The following is a 23,121-nucleotide window of genomic DNA, read 5'->3' on the forward strand; positions in this document are numbered from 1 at the left end:
ATTAACCCTCGACACGCAGCATGTAGTAAGCCTTGTTGATCATCCCGCGATTCTCGGGAGTATCCTGGACTTCTACAGTGTGACCGATGCGACGCAGACCCAGACCCTTAACGCACAGTTTGTGGTTAGGGATGCGGCCGGTCATGCTTTTGATCAGCGTAACTTTAACGGTAGCCATGATCAGAAGATCTCCTTGACAGTCAGGCCACGCTTGGCAGCAATGGACTCAGGAGATTGCATAGCCTTCAGACCCTTGAAAGTGGCGTGAACCACGTTTACCGGGTTAGTCGAGCCGTAGCACTTGGCCAGAACGTTCTGAACGCCAGCAACTTCGAGGACAGCACGCATAGCGCCGCCAGCGATGATACCGGTACCTTCAGAAGCAGGCTGCATGTACACCTTCGAAGCGCCGTGAGCGGACTTCATTGCGTACTGCAGGGTGGTGCCGTTCAGGTCAACTTGAATCATGTTGCGGCGAGCAGCTTCCATTGCCTTCTGGATCGCAGCAGGCACTTCACGCGACTTGCCACGGCCGAAGCCAACACGCCCTTTACCATCACCAACCACGGTCAACGCGGTGAAAGTGAAGATACGGCCGCCTTTAACGGTTTTGGCTACGCGGTTAACTTGAACCAGCTTCTCGATGTAGCCTTCGTCGCGCTTTTGGTCGTTATTTGACATAACTTAGAACTCCAGCCCAGCTTCACGAGCAGCATCAGCCAGCGCTTTAACGCGGCCATGGTACTTGAAGCCAGAGCGGTCGAAAGCCACTTGCGAGACGCCAGCGGCCTTAGCACGCGTAGCGACCAGCTGGCCAACCTTTGTGGCCGCGTCGATGTTGCCAGTGGCACCATCACGCAGTTCTTTATCCAAAGTCGAGGCACTTGCCAGGACTTTGTTGCCGTCGGCCGAGATGACCTGGGCGTAGATGTGCTGCGACGAGCGGAACACGCAGAGACGCACGACTTCGAGTTCGTGCATTTTCAGGCGTGCTTTGCGAGCGCGACGCAGTCGAGTAACTTTTTTGTCGGTCATTTGCTATGCCCTACTTCTTCTTGGCTTCTTTACGACGGACGACTTCGTCCGCGTAGCGCACACCTTTGCCTTTGTACGGCTCTGGTGGACGGAAGTCGCGGATCTCAGCGGCCACTTGACCTACCAGCTGCTTGTCGATGCCCTTGATCAGGATATCGGTCTGGCTAGGAGTCTCAGCGGTGATGCCTTGCGGCAGTTCGTAATCCACTGGGTGCGAGAAGCCAAGAGCCAGGTTCAGCACCTGACCTTTTGCTTGCGCCTTGTAACCAACACCGACCAGCTGGAGCTTGCGCTCGAAGCCTTGGCTTACGCCTTGGACCATGTTGTTTACCAACGCACGCGTGGTACCGGCCATTGCGCGAGTCTGTTGATCGCCATTGCGAGCAGCGAAACGCAGCTCACCAGCTTCTTCAACGATCTCAACGGACGAATGGATGTTCAGTTCAAGAGTGCCCTTGGCACCCTTCACCGAAAGCTGTTGGCCTGCGAATTTGACTTCGACACCGGCTGGCAGCTTAACGGGGTTCTTAGCGACGCGAGACATGCTTATCCCCCCTTAGAACACAGTGCAAAGAACTTCGCCGCCGACACCGGCAGCGCGCGCAGCACGATCCGTCATCACACCTTTGTTGGTGGAGACGATAGACACGCCAAGACCGCCACGAACTTTCGGCAGATCTTCAACGGACTTGTACTGACGCAGGCCTGGACGACTAACGCGCTTGACTTCCTCGATGACCGGACGGCCTTCGAAGTATTTCAGCGAGATGGACAACGACGGCTTAGCGTCGGTGGTGATCTGAAAATCCGCGATGTAACCTTCGTCCTTCAGGACTTTTGCTACAGCCACCTTCAACGTGGAAGACGGCATGCTTACGACAGACTTTTCAGCCATCTGGGCATTACGGATTCGAGTTAGCATGTCCGCTAACGGGTCCTGCATACTCATGGGCTAGACGCTCCTAATACAGAAAAATTAGCCTTGCGGCTACTACTTGTCGCCGAGAAATTCCGGGCACGAAAAACACGGGCTCAGGCGAGCCGGTCATTCTAGACACACCCCAGAAATGAATCAAGCCCCAAAAGGGGCTTGATTCAAATTCAAGGCCACCGATGGTCAGGTTCTTGCGACCCCGACCATCAAGGCTTTGACAGCGATTACCAGCTGGCTTTAACCAGACCTGGAACGTCACCACGCATTGCCGCTTCACGCAGTTTGTTACGGCCCAGGCCGAACTTGCGGTAAACGCCGTGCGGACGACCAGTCAGGCGGCAACGGTTACGCATGCGCGAAGCGCTTGCGTCACGTGGTTGCTTCTGCAGAGCTACGGTCGCTTCCCAACGCGCTTCTGGACTTGCGTTCAGATCAACGATGATAGCTTTCAGCGCTGCACGCTTGACGGCGTACTTGGCAACAGTGAGCTGACGCTTCAGCTCACGGTTTTTCATGCTCTTCTTGGCCATTTTCCTACTCCAATCAGTTGCGGAACGGGAATTTGAAAGCACGCAGCAGAGCGCGGCCTTCATCATCGTTCTTGGCAGTGGTGGTCAGGGTAATGTCCAGACCGCGGAGAGCATCGATCTTGTCGTAGTCGATTTCCGGGAAAATGATCTGCTCTTTCACGCCCATGCTGTAGTTGCCACGACCATCGAAGGACTTGGCATTCAGGCCGCGGAAGTCGCGAACCCGAGGCAGGGAGATCGACAGCAGACGATCCAGGAACTCGTACATACGCTCACGGCGCAGAGTCACTTTGACACCGATCGGCCATCCTTCACGGACTTTAAAGCCAGCGATGGATTTACGAGCGTAGGTCACAACGACTTTTTGGCCGGTGATCTTTTCCAGGTCAGCAACAGCGTGCTCGATGACTTTTTTGTCGCCGATCGCTTCGCCCAGACCCATGTTCAGGGTGATTTTGGTAACGCGCGGAACTTCCATCACGTTCGAAAGCTTAAGTTCTTCCTTAAGTTTCGGAGCGATTTCCTTCCGGTAAATCTCTTTTAGTCGTGCCATGGTCTTCTACCTAGCAGTGTTCAAGCATCAACCGCTTTTTGGGTCGACTTGAAGACACGAATTTTCTTACCGTCTTCTACTTTGAAACCAACGCGGTCAGCCTTGTTGGTTTCGCCGTTGAAGATGGCGACGTTGGAAGCGTGCAGTGGCGCTTCTTTCTCGACGATACCGCCCTGTACGCCCGACATCGGGTTAGGCTTGGTATGACGCTTGACCAGGTTCAGACCACCAACAACCAGACGGTTGTCAGCAAGAACCTTCAGCACCTTACCGCGCTTACCTTTGTCTTTGCCGGCGATCACGATGATCTCGTCGTCACGACGAATCTTTTGCATGTCGGATCTCCTTACAGCACTTCTGGGGCGAGCGAGACGATCTTCATGAACTTCTCAGTACGAAGTTCACGGGTCACTGGCCCAAAGATACGGGTGCCGATCGGCTCTTGCTTGTTGTTCAGAAGAACAGCAGCGTTGCCATCAAAGCGGATAATGGAGCCATCAGCACGACGTACGCCGTGACGAGTGCGGACTACAACAGCAGTCATCACTTGGCCTTTTTTCACTTTACCGCGAGGAATTGCTTCCTTCACGGTAACTTTGATGATGTCACCGATACCAGCGTAACGACGATGGGAGCCACCCAGCACCTTGATGCACATAACACGGCGAGCGCCGCTGTTATCGGCCACATCGAGCATGGATTGAGTCTGAATCATATAATTTCTCCGACCCCTAGCCCTTAGACTTCCACAGCGCGTTCGAGAACATCAACCAGCGCCCAAGACTTGGTCTTGGCCATCGGACGAGTTTCACGAATAGTGACTTTGTCGCCGATGTGGCACTGATTGGTTTCGTCGTGCGCGTGCAGCTTAGTCGAACGCTTAACGTATTTACCGTAGATCGGGTGCTTAACGCGACGCTCGATCAGAACGGTGATGGTTTTGTCCATCTTGTCGCTGACAACACGGCCAGTCAGCGTACGGACAGTTTTTTCGGCTTCAGCCATGATCACTTACCTGCCTGCTGGTTGAGCACAGTCTTCACGCGAGCGATGTCACGCTTAACTTGCGAGAGCAGATGAGACTGCCCCAACTGGCCAGTTGCTTTCTGCATGCGCAGATTGAACTGGTCGCGCAGCAAGCCGAGCAGTTGCTCGTTCAGCTGCTGTGCGGATTTTTCACGAAGTTCATTCGCTTTCATCACATCACCGTCCGTTTAACAAAGGAGGTGGCGAGCGGCAGCTTTGCAGCAGCCAGGGCGAAAGCCTCACGCGCCAGCTCTTCAGAAACACCCTCGATTTCATACAGGACTTTGCCTGGCTGAATCTGGGCAACCCAGTATTCCACGTTACCCTTACCTTTACCCATACGAACCTCGAGAGGCTTTTTGGAGATCGGCTTGTCCGGGAATACACGGATCCAGATCTTGCCGCCACGTTTTACGTGACGGGTCAGAGCACGACGCGCTGACTCGATCTGACGAGCGGTGAGACGACCACGAGCAACAGACTTCAGCGCGAACTCGCCGAAGCTGACTTTGCTACCGCGCAGTGCCAGACCACGGTTGTGGCCGGTCATCTGCTTGCGGAACTTCGTACGCTTAGGTTGCAACATTTGGCGTACCCCTTACTTAGCAGCTTTTTTACGAGGCGCTGGTGCTTGCGGCTTCAGCTCTTCTTGGCGACCACCAATTACTTCGCCTTTGAAGATCCAAACCTTTACACCGATCACACCGTAAGTGGTGTGAGCTTCGTAGTTGGCATAGTCGATGTCGGCACGCAGGGTGTGCAGTGGCACACGACCTTCGCGATACCATTCAGTACGTGCGATTTCAGCACCGCCGAGACGACCGCTCACTTGGATTTTGATGCCTTTGGCACCAATGCGCATGGCGTTCTGTACTGCGCGCTTCATAGCGCGACGGAACATTACACGACGCTCCAGCTGCTGAGCTACGCTCTGCGCAACCAGCATACCGTCGAGCTCCGGCTTGCGGATCTCTTCGATATTGATGTGCACAGGCACACCCATTTGCTTGGTCAGGTCCTGACGCAGTTTCTCAACATCTTCACCCTTCTTCCCGATAACGATACCTGGACGAGCGGTGTGGATGGTGATGCGTGCAGTTTGAGCCGGACGATGGATATCGATACGGCTTACGGACGCGCTTTTTAGTTTGTCTTGGAGATACTCACGCACCTTCAGATCTGCGAACAAGTAGTCCGCATAAGTCCGACCGTCTGCGTACCAGACGGAGGTGTGCTCCTTGACGATTCCCAGGCGAATGCCAATGGGATGTACTTTCTGACCCATCTCTTCGACTCCGTTACTTGTCAGCAACCTTGACAGTGATATGGCAAGACCGCTTGACGATGCGATCAGCACGGCCTTTGGCACGTGGCATGATGCGCTTCAGCGAACGCCCTTCGTTGACGAAAACGGTGCTGACCTTCAGGTCATCAACGTCTGCGCCTTCGTTATGCTCGGCGTTGGCTACGGCCGACTCCAGCACTTTTTTCATGATCTCGGCGGCTTTCTTACTGCTGAAAGCCAACAGGTTGAGCGCTTCGCCCACCTTCTTCCCGCGGATCTGGTCGGCGACCAAGCGGGCTTTCTGGGCGGAGATTCGAGCGCCCGACAACTTAGCGGCTACTTCCATTTCCTTACCCCTTAACGCTTGGCTTTCTTGTCAGCCACGTGCCCACGATAAGTGCGGGTACCGGCGAACTCGCCCAGTTTATGGCCAACCATGTCTTCGTTCACAAGAACTGGGACGTGCTGACGGCCGTTGTGTACTGCAATGGTCAGACCGACCATTTGTGGCAGGATCATCGAACGACGCGACCAAGTCTTAATTGGTTTGCGATCGTTCTTTTCCGCCGCCACTTCGATCTTCTTCAGTAGGTGAAGATCAATAAAAGGACCTTTTTTCAGAGAACGTGGCACTGTCGTATCCCTCTATTTACTTGCGACGACGGACGATCATTTTGTCGGTACGCTTATTACCACGAGTCTTCGCGCCCTTAGTCGGGAAGCCCCATGGCGATACCGGATGACGACCACCAGAGGTACGACCTTCACCACCACCATGTGGGTGGTCAACCGGGTTCATGGCAACACCACGAACGGTTGGGCGAACGCCACGCCAGCGTTTGGCACCAGCTTTACCCAGCGAACGCAGGCTGTGCTCGGAGTTCGAGACCTCGCCCAGGGTCGCACGGCATTCAGCCAGGACTTTACGCATTTCACCGGAACGCAGACGCAGGGTAACGTACACGCCTTCACGAGCGATCAGCTGAGCCGAAGCACCAGCGGAACGAGCGATCTGTGCGCCTTTACCTGGCTTCAGTTCGATGCCGTGTACGGTAGAACCGACTGGAATGTTGCGCAGTTGCAGAGCGTTGCCTGGCTTGATTGGAGCCAGAGCGCCTGCGATCAGCTGGTCGCCAGCACTCACGCCTTTAGGGGCGATAATGTAGCGACGCTCGCCGTCTGCGTAGCAGAGCAGTGCGATGTGAGCGGTACGGTTTGGATCGTATTCGATACGCTCGACAGTGGCGACGATGCCATCTTTGTCGTTGCGACGGAAATCGACCATACGGTAATGCTGCTTATGACCACCACCGATGTGACGAGTGGTAATACGGCCATTGTTGTTACGACCACCAGTCTTCGATTTTTTCTCGAGCAGCGGTGCGTGAGGAGCGCCTTTGTGCAGCTCCTGGTTGACCACCTTGACCACAAAACGGCGGCCAGGGGAAGTCGGTTTGCATTTAACGATTGCCATGATGCACCCCTTCCTTACTCAGCACTGCTGCTGAAATCGAGATCTTGGCCTGGCTGAAGGGAGATAACTGCCTTCTTCCAGTCATTACGCTTGCCCAGACCGCGAGCAGTGCGCTTGCTCTTACCCAGAACGTTCAGGGTAGTGACGCGCTCTACTTTCACGCTGAACAGGCTTTCGACGGCCTTCTTGATTTCCAGCTTGGTTGCATCAGTAGCAACCTTGAAAACGAACTGGCCTTTCTTGTCTGCCAGAACCGTAGCCTTCTCGGAAACGTGCGGGCCAAGCAGAACTTTAAATACGCGTTCCTGGTTCATCCCAGCAGCTCCTCGAATTTCTTCACGGCCGACACGGTGATCAACACCTTGTCGTATGCGATCAGACTAACTGGATCGGAACCTTGCACGTCACGTACATCTACGTGTGGCAGGTTACGAGCAGCCAGGTACAGGTTCTGATCAACAGCGTCCGACACGATCAGAACGTCGGTCAGGCTCATGTTGTTCAGTTTGCCCAGCAGATCTTTGGTTTTCGGAGTTTCAACAGCGAAATCCTGAACCACGACCAGACGATCAGTACGCACCAGCTCAGCAAGGATGGAACGCATTGCTGCGCGATACATCTTCTTGTTCAGCTTCTGGGAGTGATCTTGTGGACGAGCTGCGAAAGTGGTACCGCCGCCACGCCAGATTGGGCTACGGATAGTACCGGCACGAGCACGGCCAGTACCTTTCTGACGCCATGGGCGCTTGCCGCCACCACGAACGTCGGAACGGGTCTTCTGCTGCTTGCTACCTTGACGGCCGCCGGCCATGTAGGCCACGACTGCTTGGTGAACCAGCGTCTCGTTGAATTCGCCGCCAAATGTCAGTTCGGAAACTTCGATCGCTTGAGCGTCATTTACATTTAATTGCATGTCAGCTTCCCCTTAACCGCGAGCCTTGGCTGCTGGACGTACAACCAGGTTGCCGCCAGTAGCGCCAGGAACAGCGCCCTTGACCAACAACAGATTGCGTTCAGCGTCCACGCGCACTACTTCCAGGGACTGCACGGTCACGCGCTCAGCGCCCATATGACCGGACATTTTTTTGCCCTTGAATACACGACCAGGAGTCTGGCACTGGCCGATAGAGCCTGGGACGCGGTGGGATACGGAGTTACCGTGGGTGTTATCTTGCCCGCGGAAATTCCAACGCTTGATCGTACCCTGGAAGCCTTTACCCTTGGACTGACCGGTTACATCAACCAGTTGACCAGCGGCGAAGATTTCAGCGTTGATCAGATCGCCAGCCTGGTACTCGCCTTCTTCAAGACGGAATTCCATGGTGGTGCGACCAGCGGCAACGTTCGCTTTAGCGAAGTGGCCAGCTTGAGCTGCTGTTACACGCGAAGCGCGACGCTCGCCGACAGTGACTTGCACTGCACGATAGCCATCGGTCTCTTCAGTTTTGAACTGGGTGACGCGATTCGGCTCGATCTCAATGACCGTGACCGGAATGGAGACACCTTCTTCGGTGAAAATACGGGTCATACCGCATTTACGACCGACTACACCAATAGTCATGTTGTAAACCTCATGAGTGTACGGGGCTTTCACCCGCTATGGCCGCCCATTTCAGAGCGTTACACGACCAAGACCGAGTCTTAGCCGAGGCTGATCTGCACTTCCACACCGGCCGCAAGATCAAGCTTCATAAGTGCATCAACGGTTTTATCCGTTGGCTGGACGATGTCCAGAACGCGCTTATGAGTGCGGATTTCGTACTGGTCACGCGCGTCTTTGTTGACGTGCGGGGAAACCAGAACGGTGAACCGCTCTTTACGGGTAGGCAGTGGAATTGGACCACGCACTTGAGCACCAGTACGTTTCGCGGTTTCCACGATTTCCTGGGTTGATTGGTCGATCAGGCGATGGTCGAAAGCCTTCAACCTGATACGGATTTGCTGATTTTGCATTGGATTTCAGACTCCGGCTGCTATTCCCACCGGGCGCAATACGCCCGTTAAAAGGAGGCGCAATTCTATAGACGCCCCAGATAGGTGTCAACCCAATAAAAAAGCCCCCGCTGAGCGGGGGCTTTTTCAATTCATCAAGCAGACTCTATAAAAGAGAATTACTCGATGATTTTGGCTACGACGCCAGCGCCGACGGTACGACCGCCTTCACGGATAGCGAAACGCAGACCGTCTTCCATCGCGATGGTTTTGATCAGGGTAACAGTCATCTGAATGTTGTCACCTGGCATTACCATTTCAACGCCTTCTGGCAGCTCGCAGTTACCAGTCACGTCAGTAGTACGGAAGTAGAACTGTGGACGGTAGCCTTTGAAGAACGGAGTATGACGACCGCCTTCTTCCTTGCTCAGAACGTAAACTTCTGCGGTGAACTTGGTGTGCGGCTTAACCGAACCTGGCTTGACCAGAACCTGACCACGCTCAACGTCGTCACGCTTGGTACCACGCAGCAGAACGCCGCAGTTCTCACCAGCACGACCTTCGTCGAGCAGCTTGCGGAACATCTCAACACCGGTGCAGGTGGTGGTGGTGGTGTCACGCAGACCAACGATTTCCAGTGCATCTTGAACGCGAACGATACCGCGCTCGATACGACCAGTCACAACAGTACCGCGACCCGAGATCGAGAATACGTCTTCGATTGGCATCAGGAATGGCTTGTCGATCATACGAACTGGTTCTGGGATGTAGCTGTCCAGAGTTTCAACCAGCTTCTTGACGGCAGTGGTGCCCATCTCGTTGTCGTCTTTGCCTTCCAGCGCCATACGAGCCGAACCGATGATGATTGGGGTGTCATCGCCCGGGAAGTCGTAGGTGGACAGCAGGTCGCGAACTTCCATCTCAACCAGTTCCAGCAGCTCAGCGTCGTCTACCAGGTCAGCCTTGTTCAGGAAAACCACGATGTACGGAACGCCTACCTGACGGGACAGCAGGATGTGCTCACGGGTTTGTGGCATCGGACCATCAGCGGCCGAGCAAACCAGGATAGCGCCGTCCATTTGAGCAGCACCGGTGATCATGTTCTTCACATAGTCAGCGTGACCTGGGCAGTCAACGTGAGCGTAGTGACGAATGTTCGAGTTGTACTCAACGTGCGCGGTGTTGATGGTGATACCGCGAGCTTTTTCTTCTGGAGCGCTGTCGATCTTGTCGAATTCAACTACGGCCGAACCGAAAACTTCGGAGCAGACGCGAGTCAGAGCAGCGGTCAGAGTGGTTTTACCGTGGTCAACGTGACCGATGGTGCCAACGTTGACGTGCGGTAGGGAACGATCAAATTTTTCTTTAGCCACGACAATTAACTCCTAGCCTAAAGGGGCTGAATCAGCCTTGTTTTTTGGTTACGGATTCGACGATGTGCGACGGAGCCGTATCGTATTTTTTGAATTCCATAGAGTAGCTTGCGCGACCCTGGGACATGGAACGAACGTCGGTCGCATAACCGAACATCTCACCCAGTGGAACCTCGGCACGGATAACCTTGCCGGACACTGTGTCTTCCATACCCTGGATCATGCCGCGACGACGGTTAAGGTCGCCCATTACATCACCCATATAGTCTTCAGGCGTAACAACCTCTACCGCCATGATCGGCTCGAGCAACTCACCACCACCCTTCTGGGCCAGTTGCTTGGTCGCCATGGAAGCAGCCACTTTAAACGCCATCTCGTTGGAGTCGACGTCGTGGTAAGAACCATCGAACACGGTAGCCTTCAGGCCGATCAGCGGATAGCCGGCAACAACGCCGTTCTTCATCTGCTCTTCGATACCCTTCTGGATAGCCGGGATGTATTCCTTAGGAACCACACCACCTACTACTTCGTTCAGGAATTGCAGACCTTCCTGACCTTCGTCAGCAGGAGCAAAACGGATCCAGCAGTGACCGAACTGGCCGCGACCGCCGGACTGGCGAACGAACTTGCCTTCGATTTCGCAGTTCTTCGTGATGCGCTCACGGTACGAAACTTGAGGCTTGCCGATGTTGGCTTCGACGTTGAACTCACGGCGCATCCGGTCAACCAGGATGTCCAGGTGCAGCTCGCCCATGCCGGAGATGATCGTCTGACCAGTCTCTTCATCAGTCTTAACGCGGAAAGACGGGTCTTCCTGAGCCAGTTTGCCCAGTGCGATACCCATTTTTTCCTGGTCATCCTTGGTCTTAGGCTCTACGGCAACCGAAATAACCGGCTCCGGGAAGTCCATACGAACCAGGATGATTGGCTTGTCAGCGTTGCAGAGGGTTTCACCAGTGGTGACGTCCTTCATGCCGATCAGGGCCGCGATGTCGCCAGCGCGCACTTCCTTGATCTCTTCACGGGCGTTTGCGTGCATTTGCACCATACGACCCACGCGCTCTTTCTTGCCTTTAACCGAGTTGATCACACCGTCGCCGGAGTTCAACACGCCCGAGTAAACACGGACGAAGGTCAAGGTACCCACGAATGGGTCAGTAGCGATTTTGAACGCCAGTGCCGCGAACGGCTCGTCGTCACTTGCGTGACGCTCCATTTCCTCTTCCTCGTTATCAGGGTTGGAGCCCTTGATCGCAGGAATGTCGGTTGGAGCAGGCAGGAAGTCGATAACGGCGTCGAGAACCAGGGGAACGCCCTTGTTCTTGAACGAAGAACCGCACACAGCCAGAACGATTTCGCCAGCGATAGTGCGCTGACGCAGAGCAGCCTTGATCTCTTCGATCGACAGCTCTTCACCTTCCAGGTACTTGTTCATCAGCTCTTCACTGGCTTCGGCCGCAGCCTCAACCATGTTGCTGCGCCACTCAGTAGCCAGCTCGAGCATGTCCGCAGGGATTTCCTTGCGAACAGGAACCATACCCTTGTCAGAGTCGTTCCAGTAAACAGCCTGCATGTTGATCAGGTCGATCTGGCCCTGGAAGTTGTCTTCCGAACCGATAGCCAGCTGGATCGGCACCGGAGTGTGACCCAGACGCTGTTTGATCTGACCGATCACGCGCAGGAAGTTGGCACCAGCACGGTCCATCTTGTTTACGTAAACAAGACGTGGAACGCCGTATTTGTTGGCTTGACGCCATACGGTTTCCGACTGAGGCTCAACACCCGAGGTACCGCAGAATACAACCACAGCGCCGTCGAGTACGCGCAGGGAACGCTCAACTTCAATGGTGAAGTCTACGTGGCCCGGGGTATCGATGACGTTGAAGCGGTGTTCGTGAGGATACTGCTTCTCGGAACCTTTCCAGAAGGCGGTGATGGCAGCAGAAGTAATGGTAATACCACGCTCCTGCTCCTGCACCATCCAGTCTGTGGTCGCGGCGCCGTCATGCACCTCGCCCATTTTGTGACTTTTGCCAGTGTAAAAAAGGACGCGCTCGGTGGTGGTGGTTTTACCAGCATCCACGTGAGCGACGATACCGATGTTACGGTAGCGACTAATCGGAGTAGTACGAGCCATAAAGCCCTCGCAAAATTAGTGAAGCTAAAATTAGAAGCGGTAGTGCGAGAAAGCTTTGTTGGCTTCGGCCATACGGTGCACGTCTTCACGCTTCTTAACAGCAGCACCTTTACCTTCAGCAGCATCCAGCAGTTCGCCAGCCAAGCGCAGAGCCATAGACTTCTCGCCACGCTTACGTGCGAAGTCTACCAACCAGCGCATTGCCAGAGCGTTACGGCGGGAAGGACGAACCTCGACCGGGACCTGGTAAGTAGCACCACCAACGCGGCGCGACTTCACTTCGACCAGCGGAGCGATGGCGTCGAGTGCTTTTTCGAAGAGTTCCAGGGGATCGGTGCCGGCCTTACGAGCCTTCACGGTTTCCAGGGCACCATAAACGATACGCTCGGCAACGGCTTTCTTGCCGCTTTCCATAACGTGGTTCATGAATTTGGCGAGGATCTGGCTTCCGTATTTCGGATCGTCCAGAATCTCACGCTTTGCTGCTACGCGACGTCTTGGCATGATAAGCCCTCAAGCGGTCTTCAGGTTAGTTCGGGACAGATCCAGTGGATGCAAGCCCGACCTTACTCTTATCGACTCAATAAAATGAAAATCTGCAAAACGGCCGATTACTTCGGACGCTTGGTACCGTACTTCGAACGACCCTGGTTACGGCCTTTAACGCCGGAAGTATCCAAGGAGCCGCGAACGGTGTGGTAACGAACACCTGGCAAGTCTTTTACACGACCGCCGCGGATCAGTACCACGCTGTGCTCTTGCAGGTTGTGGCCTTCACCACCGATGTACGAGGAAACCTCGAAACCGTTGGTCAGACGCACACGGCATACTTTACGCAGTGCCGAGTTAGGTTTTTTCGGCGTAGTGGTGTACACACGGGTGCACACGCCACGACGTTGCGGGCAGTTCTGCAGCGCAGGTACGTCGGATTTCTCGACGATACGCTTACGCGGCTGACGTACCAGCTGGTTGATAGTTGCCATCTACTAGCTCCACTGTTGTCTTGCGACGCTATTGTCTTGCAAGAAAAGCAAAATGACAGGAACGGATTCCCGCCAAATTTAGGGGATCAAGAGTCTAAAGAGGATCTTGCCCCCAGTCAAGGCAAGGCCCCGACCACCCCGCCCGTCGAACCTTGACAATTTGTCTCGATTCGACGAACGGAGCGATCAGGGCCTCAGCTTATTTACCGCAGAACTCAGTTACCGCTCGAGTTCAGCGCTTCGGTCAGTGCAGCTTCCACTTCACTGGCGCTTACGCGCAACGGCTTGTCTGCATCACGACGACGCTTGCGCTCGCTGTGATAAGCCAGACCGGTACCGGCCGGGATCAGACGACCCACGACCACGTTTTCTTTCAGGCCGCGCAGGTAGTCGCGCTTGCCGGTGACTGCCGCTTCGGTCAGTACGCGGGTGGTTTCCTGGAAGGAAGCCGCCGAGATGAACGATTCGGTCGACAACGACGCCTTGGTGATACCCAGCAGAACGCGGGTGAACTTGGAGACAAACTTGTCTTCCGCGTTCAGACGCTCGTTCTCTACCAGTACGTGAGTCAGTTCCATCTGGTCGCCCTTGATGAAGCTGGAATCGCCGGACTCGGAGATCTCAACTTTACGCAGCATCTGACGCAGGATGGTCTCGATGTGCTTATCGTTGATCTTCACGCCTTGCAGACGGTAAACGTCCTGGATCTCGTTCACGATGTACTTGGCCAGCGCGCTCACACCCAGCAGACGCAGGATGTCGTGCGGATCGCTTGGACCGTCGGAGATAACTTCGCCGCGGTTAACCTGTTCGCCTTCGAACACGTTCAGGTGACGCCACTTCGGAATCAGCTCTTCGTACGGATCGCTACCGTCGTTCGGGGTAATAACCAGACGGCGCTTGCCTTTGGTCTCTTTACCGAATGCGATGGTACCGCTGACTTCAGCCAGAATCGACGCTTCTTTCGGACGACGAGCTTCGAACAGGTCGGCAACACGCGGCAGACCACCGGTGATGTCGCGGGTTTTCGAAGTTTCTTGCGGGATACGAGCGATAACATCACCGATCGCAATCTTCGCACCGTCTGCAACACCGACCAGGGCGTTGGCTGGCAGGAAGTACTGAGCGATAACGTCAGTGCCTGGCAGCAACAGATCCTTGCCGTTGTCGTCGACCATCTTCACTGCTGGACGGATTTCCTTGCCCGCAGCTGGACGATCTTTCGCGTCGAGTACTTCAATGTTGGTCATACCGGTCAATTCGTCAGTCTGACGCTTGATCGTGATGCCTTCTTCCATGCCCACGTAGGTCACGGTACCTTTCATTTCGGTAACGATCGGGTGAGTGTGCGGATCCCACTTGGCGACGATTGCGCCAGCGTCGACCTTGTCACCTTCTTTAACCGAAATCACAGCACCGTACGGCAGCTTGTAACGCTCACGCTCACGACCGAAGTCATCAGCGATGGCCAGCTCACCGGAACGGGACACGGCAACCAGGTGGCCATCCACTCGCTCAACGTGTTTCAGGTTGTGCAGACGGACAGTACCGCCATTTTTCACCTGAACGCTGTCGGCTGCGGAAGTACGGCTTGCCGCACCACCGATGTGGAACGTACGCATCGTCAGCTGGGTACCCGGCTCACCGATGGACTGGGCAGCAATAACGCCGACCGCTTCACCGATGTTCACCTGGTGACCACGAGCCAGATCACGGCCGTAGCACTTGGCGCAAATACCATAGCGGGTTTCGCAGCTGATCGGCGAACGCACGATCACTTCGTCGATGCTGTTCAGCTCGATGAACTCGACCCACTTCTCGTCCACCAGAGTACCGGCAGGAACGATAACGTCCTCGGTGCCTGGCTTGAATACGTCACGAGCAATAACACGACCCAATACGCGCTCACCCAACGGCTCTACAACGTCACCGCCCTCAATGTGCGGAGTCATCAGCAGACCGTGTTCGGTGCCGCAATCGATCTCGGTTACAACCAGATCCTGCGCCACGTCTACCAGACGACGAGTCAGGTAACCGGAGTTCGCAGTTTTCAACGCGGTATCCGCCAGACCTTTACGAGCACCGTGAGTCGAGATGAAGTACTGGAGTACGCTCAGACCTTCACGGAAGTTCGCGGTAATCGGCGTTTCAATGATGGAACCGTCCGGCTTGGCCATCAGACCACGCATACCGGCCAGCTGACGAATCTGTGCTGCGGAACCCCGCGCACCCGAGTCGGCCATCATGTACATCGAGTTGAAGGACTCTTGGTCAACTTCGTCGCCGTGACGGTCGATGACTTTCTCTTTCGAGAGGTTGGCCATCATCGCCTTGGAAACTTCGTCGTTCGCCTTCGACCAAAGGTCGATCACTTTGTTGTACTTCTCGCCCTGGGTTACCAGGCCGGAGGCGTACTGGCTCTCGATCTCTTTCACTTCGTCGGTGGCTGCACCGATGATGCGGGCTTTTTCGTCCGGGATAACGAAGTCGTTAACACCGATGGAAACGCCGGAGATGGTCGAGTAAGCGAAACCGGTGTACATCAACTGGTCAGCAAAGATCACGGTCTCTTTCAGACCAACCACGCGGTAGCACTGGTTGATCAGCTTGGAGATCGCCTTTTTCTTCATTGGCAGGTTGACGACATCGAACGACAGACCTTTCGGCACCACCTGGAACAGCAGCGCACGGCCGACAGTGGTGTCGACGATACGAGTGTTGCTCACGCTGTTGCCGTCACGGTCGTTGACGGTTTCGTTGATGCGCACTTTAACCTTGGCGTGCAGTGCGGCCTCGCCGGCACGGAACACACGGTCAACTTCCTGCAGATCCGCGAACACACGACCTTCGCCCTTGGCGTTGATCGCTTCGCGAGTCATGTAGTACAGACCCAATACAACGTCCTGCGACGGAACGATGATTGGCTCACCGTTGGCTGGCGACAGAATGTTGTTGGTCGACATCATCAACGCACGCGCTTCGAGCTGGGCTTCCAGCGTCAGCGGTACGTGCACGGCCATTTGGTCGCCGTCGAAGTCGGCGTTGTACGCGGCGCAGACCAGCGGGTGCAGCTGGATAGCCTTACCTTCGATCAGTACCGGTTCAAACGCCTGGATACCCAGACGGTGAAGGGTCGGTGCACGGTTGAGAAGAACCGGGTGTTCGCGAATCACTTCAGCGAGAACGTCCCAAACCTCTGGCAGCTCGCGCTCGACCATCTTCTTGGCCGCTTTGATGGTGGTCGCCAGACCACGCATTTCCAGCTTGCCGAAAATGAACGGTTTGAACAGCTCGAGAGCCATCTTCTTCGGCAGACCGCACTGGTGCAGACGCAGGGTCGGGCCTACGGTAATTACCGAACGACCGGAGTAGTCAACACGCTTGCCGAGCAAGTTCTGACGGAAACGACCTTGCTTACCCTTGATCATGTCAGCCAGGGATTTCAGAGGACGCTTGTTCGAACCGGTGATAGCGCGGCCACGACGACCGTTGTCGAGCAGTGCATCGACAGCTTCCTGCAACATACGCTTTTCGTTGCGCACGATGATGTCCGGAGCGGACAGATCCAGCAGGCGCTTCAAACGGTTGTTACGGTTGATCACTCGACGATACAGATCGTTGAGGTCGGAAGTCGCGAAACGACCGCCATCCAGCGGGACCAGTGGACGCAGATCTGGCGGCAGAACCGGCAGAACGGTCAGCACCATCCACTCTGGCAGGTTGCCGGAACCTTGGAAGGCTTCCATCAACTTCAGACGCTTGGACAGCTTCTTGATCTTGGTTTCCGAGTTGGTTTGCGGAATTTCTTCGCGCAGACGGCCAATCTCGTGTTCCAGGTCGATAGCGTGCAGCAGTTCACGGACAGCTTCAGCACCCATGCGGGCGTCGAAGTCATCACCGAACTCTTCCAGCGCTTCGAAGTACTGCTCGTCGTTCAGCAGCTGACCTTTTTCAAGGGTAGTCATACCCGGATCGATAACGACGTAGCTCTCGAAGTAGAGAACGCGTTCGATATCACGCAGGGTCATGTCCATCAGCAGGCCGATACGGGACGGCAGCGATTTGAGGAACCAGATGTGGGCAACCGGCGAAGCCAGTTCGATGTGCGCCATGCGCTCACGACGAACCTTGGCCAGTGCGACTTCAACGCCGCACTTCTCGCAGATCACACCACGGTGCTTCAAGCGCTTGTACTTACCGCACAGGCACTCGTAATCCTTCACCGGGCCAAAGATCTTGGCGCAGAACAGACCGTCACGCTCAGGTTTGAACGTACGGTAGTTGATGGTTTCCGGCTTTTTAACTTCACCGAACGACCACGAGCGGATCATCTCAGGCGAGGCCAATCCGATACGGATGGCGTCGAACTCTTCGACTTGACCCTGGTTTTTCAGCAAATTCAGTAGGTCTTTCAAGGCCTTTCCTCCTGGCGGAGCAGAGAGCGGGCAGTCCTGCCCCGCTCTCGATCGCGTCACGTGTTATTCGGTTTCCAGATCGATATCGATGCCGAGGGAACGAATTTCCTTGATCAACACGTTGAAGGACTCGGGCATGCCCGGCTCCATACGGTGATCGCCATCCACGATGTTTTTGTACATCTTGGTACGGCCGTTCACATCGTCCGACTTCACTGTGAGCATTTCTTGCAGAGTGTATGCAGCACCGTATGCTTCCAGTGCCCAGACCTCCATCTCCCCGAAACGCTGACCACCGAACTGCGCCTTACCACCCAGCGGCTGCTGGGTAACCAGGCTGTACGAACCGGTAGAACGCGCGTGCATCTTGTCGTCTACCAAGTGGTTCAGCTTCAGCATGTACATGTAGCCAACGGTAACTGGACGCTCGAACTTGTTGCCGGTACGGCCGTCAGTCAGCTGCATCTGGCCGCTTTCCGGCAGGTCTGCCAGTTTCAGCATGGCCTTGATTTCGCTTTCCTTGGCACCGTCGAACACTGGAGTGGCCATTGGAACACCGCCACGCAGGTTCTTCGCCAAATCCAGGATTTCCTGATCGGAGAAGCTGTCCAGATCTTCGTTACGACCACCGATCTGGTTGTAGATCTCGTCCAGGAAGGTGCGCAGCTCAGCGACTTTACGCTGCTCTTCGACCATCCGGTTGATCTTCTCGCCCAGACCTTTGGCCGCGAGGCCCAGGTGGGTTTCAAGGATCTGACCAACGTTCATACGCGAAGGTACGCCCAACGGGTTGAGGACGACGTCGACCGGGGTGCCATTGGCATCGTGCGGCATGTCTTCAACCGGCATGATCACGGAGACCACACCCTTGTTACCGTGACGACCGGCCATCTTGTCGCCCGGCTGGATGCGACGACGGATTGCCAGGTAAACCTTGACGATTTTCAGCACGCCCGGAGCCAGGTCATCGCCCTGCTGCAGTTTGCGCTTCTTGTCTTCGAACTTGTCGTCCAGCAGACGGCGACGATCAACGATGTAGGCCTGAGCCTTCTCGAGCTGCTCGTTCAGAGCATCTTCAGCCATGCGCAGTTTGAACCACTGACCATGCTCAAGACCGTCGAGTACTTCGTCGGTGATGTCCTGACCTTTCTTCAGACCGGCGCCGCCTTCAGCCTTGTGGCCTACCAGAGCGGAGCGCAGACGTTCGAAGGTCGCGCCTTCTACGATACGGAACTCTTCGTTCAGATCCTTGCGGATCTCGTCCAGCTGGGACTTCTCGATCGACAGTGCACGAGCATCACGCTCAACGCCGTCACGGGTGAAGACCTGTACGTCGATGACAGTACCTTTGGTACCGGTAGGTACACGCAGGGAGGTGTCTTTAACGTCGCTGGCTTTTTCACCGAAGATCGCACGCAGCAGTTTTTCTTCCGGAGTCAGTTGGGTCTCGCCTTTCGGAGTGACCTTACCCACCAGGATGTCGCCTGCGCCTACTTCAGCACCTACGTAAACGATACCGGCTTCGTCCAGCTTGTTCAGTGCAGCTTCACCCACGTTCGGGATGTCCGCAGTGATTTCCTCTGGGCCAAGCTTGGTGTCACGCGCCACACAGGTCAGTTCCTGAATGTGGATCGTGGTGAAACGGTCTTCCTGAACCACACGCTCGGACAGGCAGATGGAGTCTTCGAAGTTGAAGCCGTTCCATGCCATGAACGCGATGCGCATGTTCTGACCCAGTGCCAGCTCACCCATGTCGGTGGACGGGCCGTCGGCCATGATGTCGCTACGCTGAACGCGATCACCCTTGCTCACCAGCGGACGCTGGTTGATGCAGGTGTTCTGGTTCGAGCGGGTGTATTTGGTCAGGTTGTAGATGTCGACACCGGCTTCACCGGTTTCAACTTCATCATCAGCAACACGAACCACGATACGGCTGGCATCAACGGAGTCGATCACGCCGCCACGACGAGCCACGACGCAAACGCCGGAGTCGCGAGCCACGTTACGTTCCATGCCGGTACCTACCAGCGGCTTGTCAGCGCGCAGGGTTGGTACAGCTTGACGCTGCATGTTCGAACCCATCAACGCACGGTTGGCGTCGTCGTGCTCGAGGAACGGAATCAGCGACGCTGCAACCGAAACTACCTGCTTCGGCGAAACGTCCATCAGGGTGACGTCTTCCGGCGCCTTGACGGTGAATTCGTTCAGGTGACGTACGGCTACCAGTTCGTCGATCAGGACTTTCTGCTCGTTCATGGTCGCCGAAGCCTGCGCGATCACGTGATCGGCCTCTTCAATGGCGGACAGGAACACGATCTCGTCGGTGACCACACCCTCTTTCACCACACGGTACGGGCTTTCCAGGAAGCCGTACTGGTTGGTGCGGGCGTAAGCAGCCAGGGAGTTGATCAGACCGATGTTCGGACCTTCCGGCGTTTCAATCGGGCAGACACGACCGTAGTGAGTCGGGTGTACGTCACGAACTTCGAAGCCTGCACGCTCACGAGTCAGACCGCCAGGGCCGAGTGCAGAGACACGACGCTTGTGGGTGATCTCGGACAGCGGGTTGTTCTGGTCCATGAACTGCGAGAGCTGGCTGGAACCGAAGAACTCCTTCACCGCCGCAGCCACTGGCTTGGCGTTGATCAGGTCTTGCGGCATCAGGCCTTCGCTTTCAGCCATCGACAGACGCTCTTTGACCGCACGCTCAACACGTACCAGGCCAACGCGGAACTGGTTCTCGGCCATTTCGCCTACGCAGCGAACACGACGGTTACCCAGGTGGTCGATGTCATCGACAATGCCTTTACCGTTACGGATGTCGACCAGAGTCTTCAGGACCGCGACGATGTCTTCCTTGCACAGCACGCCCGAACCTTCGATTTCGGTACGACCGATACGACGGTTGAACTTCATCCGGCCGACCGCAGACAGGTCATAGCGCTCAGGGCTGAAGAACAGGTTGTTGAACAGGGTTTCGGCAGCGTCTTTGGTTGGCGGCTCGCCTGGACGCATCATGCGATAGATTTCGACCAGCGCCTCCAATTGGTTGCTGGTGGAGTCGATCTTCAGCGTGTCGGAGATGAACGGACCGCAGTCGATGTCGTTGGTGTACAGAGTTTCAATGCGAATAACGCCCGCCTTGGCAATTTTCGCCAGGACTTCGGTCGACAGCTCGGTGTTGCACTCTGCCAGGATTTCGCCGGTAGCCGGATGCACGATGACCTTGGCGGTAGTGCGGCCCAGAACGTAGTCCAGAGGCACGTCCAGCTCTTTGATCCCGGCTTTTTCCAGCTGGTTGATGTGGCGGGCAGTAATACGACGGCCCTGCTCTACAATCACCTTGCCTTTATCATCCTGGATATCGAGGACAGCCACTTCACCGCGCAGACGCTGAGGCACCAGTTCCAGGCTCAGGCCTTCGCCTTTAACGTGGAATACGTTGGTGGTGTAGAACGCGTCCAGCACTTCTTCGGTGGTGTAGCCGAGCGCGCGCAGCAGTACCGAGGCCGGCAGCTTGCGACGACGGTCGATACGCACGAATACGCAGTCTTTCGGGTCGAACTCGAAATCCAGCCACGAACCGCGGTAAGGAATGATGCGCGCGGAGTACAGCAGTTTACCGGAGCTGTGCGTCTTGCCGCGGTCGTGGTCGAAGAACACGCCCGGGGAACGGTGCAGCTGGGAAACGATAACACGCTCGGTACCGTTGATTACGAAGGTACCGTTCTCAGTCATCAATGGGATTTCGCCCATGTAGACTTCTTGCTCTTTGATGTCCTTGATCGCTTTGTTCGACGATTCTTTGTCGAAAATGATCAGGCGCACTTTTACCCGCAAAGGTACGGCGAAAGTTACACCGCGCAATACGCATTCTTTGACATCAAATGCCGGTTCGCCCAAGCGATAACCGACGTACTCCAGCGCAGCATTGCCGGAGTAGCTGATGATCGGGAAAACGGATTTGAAGGCCGCATGCAGGCCCACGTCGCGGAACTGATCTTTAGTCGCTCCCGCTTGCAAGAATTCACGATACGAATCCAGCTGGATGGCCAGGAGGTACGGCACATCCATGACGTCCGGCAACTTGCTAAAGTCCTTGCGGATACGTTTTTTCTCAGTATATGAGTAAGCCATCAGCGTTCCCCAGCTTGGTCACCTGCTTGTTTGGCCCCTCCCGACGGGAGCAGCCAGAAAATCGTGCAAACCCCATGGTTTGCGCCACCGCATCGGGTGGTTACAGCGCCTTTATCAGCACCGACCCAGTCGGCTGCCAATAACGGAAAAAGGCCGGTGGCAAGAGCCACCAGCCATCAGCCTGTCGCTTGACGCTCGGGCTGGAGGAGCAAAGTCGATACTTATTTCAGCTCGACTTTAGCGCCTGCTTCTTCCAGCTTCTTCTTAGCGTCTTCAGCAGCTTCTTTCGAAACGCCTTCAGCTACAACCTGAGGAGCGCCATCTACTTTCTCTTTGGCTTCTTTCAGGCCCAGACCGGTCAGTTCACGAACTGCCTTGATCACGTTTACTTTCTTCTCGCCGGCTTCAACCAGAACAACGTTGAACTCGGTTTGCTCTTCAACAGCAGCAGCAGCTACAGCTGGGCCAGCCGAAGCGGCAGCAGCGGTAACGCCGAAGGTTTCTTCCATCGCTTTGATCAGCTCAACGATTTCCACTACGGATTTCTGGCCGATTGCTTCGATGATTTGTTCGTTAGTCAGAGACATGACTCAATTCCTGAATTGGGGGACGGCCTACGCGACCATCGAAATAAACAAAAAACGCGAGAAGTCGACGAGCCTTAGGCTGCGGCAGCTTCTTTCTGGTCGCGAATTGCCGCCAGAGTACGAGCCAATTTGCTGGTAGCGCCTTGAATCACGCTCATCAGCTGAGAAATTGCTTCGTCACGGGTCGGCAGAGTTGCCAGTACGTCGATCTGATTAGCTGCGAGGAACTTGCCCTCGAACGCAGCTGCCTTGATCTCGAACTTGTCCTGACCCTTGGCAAACTCTTTGAAGATACGGGCAGCAGCGCCCGGATGTTCGTTCGAGAATGCAATCAGGGTCGGGCCGGTGAACACGTCGTTGAGGACACTGTATTCAGTGTCAGCAACAGCGCGCTTGAGCAGGGTGTTACGTACAACACGTACGTAAACGCCAGCTTCACGAGCCTCTTTACGGAGTCCGGTCATTGCGCCTACTGTTACGCCACGGGCATCAACCACGACAGCGGACAGAGCGACTTTGGCAGCCTCGTTGACTTCAGCGACGATGGCCTTCTTGTCTTCGAGATTAATTGCCACGGGTTTAACTCCTGCTTGTTACCGTTTCACTCGGTCGAAACCGAATGTCGTTTTGGTGTCTGATTCGGTAAGGAACCGGGAGCACCATCTGCGTAGGCTTATGGTTTAAGACTTGCGTCGCCTACGGTCTTGGATAGCCCCCGCC

The 23,121-nt window shown here is 55.5% G+C and carries 28 protein-coding genes; all 28 read right to left on the reverse strand.

Going from position 1 to position 23,121, the window contains the following annotated elements; genetic code table 11:
• Position 1 precedes the first annotated feature (1 nt).
• Positions 2-178, reverse strand: a complete 177-nt coding sequence (gene rpmD / locus L6D63_RS11965; RefSeq protein WP_003176408.1) for a 50S ribosomal protein L30 — start codon at positions 176-178, stop codon at positions 2-4.
• A gap of 2 nt (positions 179-180) precedes the next feature.
• Positions 181-681, reverse strand: coding sequence for a 30S ribosomal protein S5 (gene rpsE / locus L6D63_RS11970; protein ID WP_003176409.1), 501 nt, complete (start codon positions 679-681; stop codon positions 181-183).
• A 3-nt stretch (positions 682-684) separates the two neighbouring features.
• Positions 685-1,035 carry a 50S ribosomal protein L18 gene (rplR, locus tag L6D63_RS11975; RefSeq protein WP_003186037.1) on the reverse strand — a complete coding sequence of 117 codons (351 nt, stop codon included), beginning with the start codon at positions 1,033-1,035 and terminating at the stop codon, positions 685-687.
• A 10-nt stretch (positions 1,036-1,045) separates the two neighbouring features.
• Complete coding sequence (rplF, locus tag L6D63_RS11980; protein WP_007966176.1) at positions 1,046-1,579, reverse strand: 50S ribosomal protein L6; 534 nt, start codon at positions 1,577-1,579, stop codon at positions 1,046-1,048.
• Between the two features lie 12 nt (positions 1,580-1,591).
• The gene (gene rpsH / locus L6D63_RS11985; RefSeq protein WP_007966178.1) at positions 1,592-1,984 is read right to left on the reverse strand and encodes a 30S ribosomal protein S8; all 393 of its coding nucleotides are present in this window, start codon (positions 1,982-1,984) and stop codon (positions 1,592-1,594) included.
• Between the two features lie 209 nt (positions 1,985-2,193).
• On the reverse strand, positions 2,194-2,499 hold the full coding sequence (rpsN, locus tag L6D63_RS11990; RefSeq protein WP_007955639.1) for a 30S ribosomal protein S14: 306 nt from the start codon (positions 2,497-2,499) through the stop codon (positions 2,194-2,196).
• A gap of 13 nt (positions 2,500-2,512) precedes the next feature.
• Complete coding sequence (gene rplE / locus L6D63_RS11995; protein ID WP_003210069.1) at positions 2,513-3,052, reverse strand: 50S ribosomal protein L5; 540 nt, start codon at positions 3,050-3,052, stop codon at positions 2,513-2,515.
• A 20-nt stretch (positions 3,053-3,072) separates the two neighbouring features.
• Positions 3,073-3,387, reverse strand: coding sequence for a 50S ribosomal protein L24 (gene rplX, locus L6D63_RS12000; protein ID WP_003186046.1), 315 nt, complete (start codon positions 3,385-3,387; stop codon positions 3,073-3,075).
• An 11-nt stretch (positions 3,388-3,398) separates the two neighbouring features.
• Positions 3,399-3,767: a 50S ribosomal protein L14 gene (rplN, locus tag L6D63_RS12005; protein WP_002555479.1), complete on the reverse strand. Its 369-nt coding sequence runs from the start codon at positions 3,765-3,767 to the stop codon at positions 3,399-3,401.
• A gap of 23 nt (positions 3,768-3,790) precedes the next feature.
• The gene (rpsQ, locus tag L6D63_RS12010) at positions 3,791-4,057 is read right to left on the reverse strand and encodes a 30S ribosomal protein S17 (RefSeq protein WP_003194644.1); all 267 of its coding nucleotides are present in this window, start codon (positions 4,055-4,057) and stop codon (positions 3,791-3,793) included.
• A 2-nt stretch (positions 4,058-4,059) separates the two neighbouring features.
• Entirely contained in the window at positions 4,060-4,251 is a 192-nt protein-coding gene (gene rpmC / locus L6D63_RS12015) for a 50S ribosomal protein L29 (protein ID WP_002555481.1), read from the reverse strand.
• Positions 4,251-4,664: a 50S ribosomal protein L16 gene (gene rplP / locus L6D63_RS12020; RefSeq protein ID WP_003228729.1), complete on the reverse strand. Its 414-nt coding sequence runs from the start codon at positions 4,662-4,664 to the stop codon at positions 4,251-4,253. The genes rpmC and rplP overlap by 1 nt, the downstream gene beginning before the upstream one ends.
• Positions 4,665-4,676: 12 nt before the next feature.
• Positions 4,677-5,363 carry a 30S ribosomal protein S3 gene (gene rpsC, locus L6D63_RS12025; RefSeq protein WP_003176422.1) on the reverse strand — a complete coding sequence of 229 codons (687 nt, stop codon included), beginning with the start codon at positions 5,361-5,363 and terminating at the stop codon, positions 4,677-4,679.
• 13 nt (positions 5,364-5,376) lie between these two features.
• Positions 5,377-5,709, reverse strand: coding sequence for a 50S ribosomal protein L22 (gene rplV, locus L6D63_RS12030; RefSeq protein WP_003103908.1), 333 nt, complete (start codon positions 5,707-5,709; stop codon positions 5,377-5,379).
• 11 nt (positions 5,710-5,720) lie between these two features.
• On the reverse strand, positions 5,721-5,996 hold the full coding sequence (gene rpsS, locus L6D63_RS12035) for a 30S ribosomal protein S19 (protein ID WP_003228731.1): 276 nt from the start codon (positions 5,994-5,996) through the stop codon (positions 5,721-5,723).
• Positions 5,997-6,012: 16 nt separating this feature from the next.
• Entirely contained in the window at positions 6,013-6,837 is an 825-nt protein-coding gene (gene rplB, locus L6D63_RS12040; RefSeq protein ID WP_003228734.1) for a 50S ribosomal protein L2, read from the reverse strand.
• A gap of 14 nt (positions 6,838-6,851) precedes the next feature.
• Positions 6,852-7,151, reverse strand: a complete 300-nt coding sequence (gene rplW, locus L6D63_RS12045; protein ID WP_002555488.1) for a 50S ribosomal protein L23 — start codon at positions 7,149-7,151, stop codon at positions 6,852-6,854.
• Entirely contained in the window at positions 7,148-7,750 is a 603-nt protein-coding gene (rplD, locus tag L6D63_RS12050; RefSeq protein ID WP_003228735.1) for a 50S ribosomal protein L4, read from the reverse strand. The genes rplW and rplD overlap by 4 nt, the downstream gene beginning before the upstream one ends.
• Positions 7,751-7,762: 12 nt before the next feature.
• Positions 7,763-8,398 (reverse strand): 50S ribosomal protein L3, encoded by a 636-nt coding sequence (gene rplC / locus L6D63_RS12055; protein ID WP_003228738.1) that lies wholly within the window; start codon positions 8,396-8,398, stop codon positions 7,763-7,765.
• A gap of 80 nt (positions 8,399-8,478) precedes the next feature.
• A complete protein-coding gene (rpsJ, locus tag L6D63_RS12060) occupies positions 8,479-8,790 on the reverse strand; it encodes a 30S ribosomal protein S10 (protein ID WP_003186070.1) in 312 nt (103 codons plus the stop codon).
• Positions 8,791-8,948: 158 nt separating this feature from the next.
• Positions 8,949-10,142: an elongation factor Tu gene (tuf, locus tag L6D63_RS12065; RefSeq protein WP_095668187.1), complete on the reverse strand. Its 1,194-nt coding sequence runs from the start codon at positions 10,140-10,142 to the stop codon at positions 8,949-8,951.
• Positions 10,143-10,173: 31 nt separating this feature from the next.
• A complete protein-coding gene (fusA, locus tag L6D63_RS12070; protein WP_047296931.1) occupies positions 10,174-12,279 on the reverse strand; it encodes an elongation factor G in 2,106 nt (701 codons plus the stop codon).
• A gap of 30 nt (positions 12,280-12,309) precedes the next feature.
• Positions 12,310-12,783: a 30S ribosomal protein S7 gene (gene rpsG, locus L6D63_RS12075; protein WP_003228745.1), complete on the reverse strand. Its 474-nt coding sequence runs from the start codon at positions 12,781-12,783 to the stop codon at positions 12,310-12,312.
• 107 nt (positions 12,784-12,890) lie between these two features.
• Positions 12,891-13,262 carry a 30S ribosomal protein S12 gene (rpsL, locus tag L6D63_RS12080; protein ID WP_003186084.1) on the reverse strand — a complete coding sequence of 124 codons (372 nt, stop codon included), beginning with the start codon at positions 13,260-13,262 and terminating at the stop codon, positions 12,891-12,893.
• Positions 13,263-13,477: 215 nt separating this feature from the next.
• Positions 13,478-17,677: a DNA-directed RNA polymerase subunit beta' gene (gene rpoC, locus L6D63_RS12085; protein ID WP_047296933.1), complete on the reverse strand. Its 4,200-nt coding sequence runs from the start codon at positions 17,675-17,677 to the stop codon at positions 13,478-13,480.
• Positions 17,678-17,740: 63 nt separating this feature from the next.
• Positions 17,741-21,814, reverse strand: coding sequence for a DNA-directed RNA polymerase subunit beta (gene rpoB / locus L6D63_RS12090; RefSeq protein ID WP_131671508.1), 4,074 nt, complete (start codon positions 21,812-21,814; stop codon positions 17,741-17,743).
• A 221-nt stretch (positions 21,815-22,035) separates the two neighbouring features.
• Positions 22,036-22,401 (reverse strand): 50S ribosomal protein L7/L12, encoded by a 366-nt coding sequence (gene rplL / locus L6D63_RS12095; RefSeq protein ID WP_041074960.1) that lies wholly within the window; start codon positions 22,399-22,401, stop codon positions 22,036-22,038.
• A gap of 74 nt (positions 22,402-22,475) precedes the next feature.
• Positions 22,476-22,976, reverse strand: coding sequence for a 50S ribosomal protein L10 (gene rplJ, locus L6D63_RS12100; protein ID WP_003228752.1), 501 nt, complete (start codon positions 22,974-22,976; stop codon positions 22,476-22,478).
• Positions 22,977-23,121: the final 145 nt, after the last annotated feature.

This window comes from Pseudomonas parakoreensis (genome assembly GCF_021602155.1).
Taxonomy (GTDB): domain Bacteria; phylum Pseudomonadota; class Gammaproteobacteria; order Pseudomonadales; family Pseudomonadaceae; genus Aquipseudomonas; species Aquipseudomonas parakoreensis.

What these genes read in the sequence shown, in the direction of transcription:
- rplB (WP_003228734.1), bottom strand. Translation starts at nt 6,837, where the DNA reads ATGGCAATCGTTAAATGCAAACCGACTTCCCCTGGCCGCCGTTTTGTG.
- rpmD (WP_003176408.1), bottom strand. Translation starts at nt 178, where the DNA reads ATGGCTACCGTTAAAGTTACGCTGATCAAAAGCATGACCGGCCGCATC.
- rpsQ (WP_003194644.1), bottom strand. Translation starts at nt 4,057, where the DNA reads ATGGCTGAAGCCGAAAAAACTGTCCGTACGCTGACTGGCCGTGTTGTC.
- rpmC (WP_002555481.1), bottom strand. Translation starts at nt 4,251, where the DNA reads ATGAAAGCGAATGAACTTCGTGAAAAATCCGCACAGCAGCTGAACGAG.
- rpoB (WP_131671508.1), bottom strand. Translation starts at nt 21,814, where the DNA reads ATGGCTTACTCATATACTGAGAAAAAACGTATCCGCAAGGACTTTAGC.
- rplV (WP_003103908.1), bottom strand. Translation starts at nt 5,709, where the DNA reads ATGGAAGTAGCCGCTAAGTTGTCGGGCGCTCGAATCTCCGCCCAGAAA.
- rpsH (WP_007966178.1), bottom strand. Translation starts at nt 1,984, where the DNA reads ATGAGTATGCAGGACCCGTTAGCGGACATGCTAACTCGAATCCGTAAT.
- rplP (WP_003228729.1), bottom strand. Translation starts at nt 4,664, where the DNA reads ATGTTGCAACCTAAGCGTACGAAGTTCCGCAAGCAGATGACCGGCCAC.
- fusA (WP_047296931.1), bottom strand. Translation starts at nt 12,279, where the DNA reads ATGGCTCGTACTACTCCGATTAGTCGCTACCGTAACATCGGTATCGTC.
- rpsJ (WP_003186070.1), bottom strand. Translation starts at nt 8,790, where the DNA reads ATGCAAAATCAGCAAATCCGTATCAGGTTGAAGGCTTTCGACCATCGC.
- rpsG (WP_003228745.1), bottom strand. Translation starts at nt 12,783, where the DNA reads ATGCCAAGACGTCGCGTAGCAGCAAAGCGTGAGATTCTGGACGATCCG.
- rplD (WP_003228735.1), bottom strand. Translation starts at nt 7,750, where the DNA reads ATGCAATTAAATGTAAATGACGCTCAAGCGATCGAAGTTTCCGAACTG.
- rplC (WP_003228738.1), bottom strand. Translation starts at nt 8,398, where the DNA reads ATGACTATTGGTGTAGTCGGTCGTAAATGCGGTATGACCCGTATTTTC.
- rpsN (WP_007955639.1), bottom strand. Translation starts at nt 2,499, where the DNA reads ATGGCCAAGAAGAGCATGAAAAACCGTGAGCTGAAGCGTCAGCTCACT.
- rplR (WP_003186037.1), bottom strand. Translation starts at nt 1,035, where the DNA reads ATGACCGACAAAAAAGTTACTCGACTGCGTCGCGCTCGCAAAGCACGC.
- rplW (WP_002555488.1), bottom strand. Translation starts at nt 7,151, where the DNA reads ATGAACCAGGAACGCGTATTTAAAGTTCTGCTTGGCCCGCACGTTTCC.
- rpsE (WP_003176409.1), bottom strand. Translation starts at nt 681, where the DNA reads ATGTCAAATAACGACCAAAAGCGCGACGAAGGCTACATCGAGAAGCTG.
- rplN (WP_002555479.1), bottom strand. Translation starts at nt 3,767, where the DNA reads ATGATTCAGACTCAATCCATGCTCGATGTGGCCGATAACAGCGGCGCT.
- rpsL (WP_003186084.1), bottom strand. Translation starts at nt 13,262, where the DNA reads ATGGCAACTATCAACCAGCTGGTACGTCAGCCGCGTAAGCGTATCGTC.
- rplX (WP_003186046.1), bottom strand. Translation starts at nt 3,387, where the DNA reads ATGCAAAAGATTCGTCGTGACGACGAGATCATCGTGATCGCCGGCAAA.
- rplL (WP_041074960.1), bottom strand. Translation starts at nt 22,401, where the DNA reads ATGTCTCTGACTAACGAACAAATCATCGAAGCAATCGGCCAGAAATCC.
- rplF (WP_007966176.1), bottom strand. Translation starts at nt 1,579, where the DNA reads ATGTCTCGCGTCGCTAAGAACCCCGTTAAGCTGCCAGCCGGTGTCGAA.
- rpsC (WP_003176422.1), bottom strand. Translation starts at nt 5,363, where the DNA reads ATGGGTCAGAAAGTACATCCCATTGGCATTCGCCTGGGAATCGTCAAG.
- rplE (WP_003210069.1), bottom strand. Translation starts at nt 3,052, where the DNA reads ATGGCACGACTAAAAGAGATTTACCGGAAGGAAATCGCTCCGAAACTT.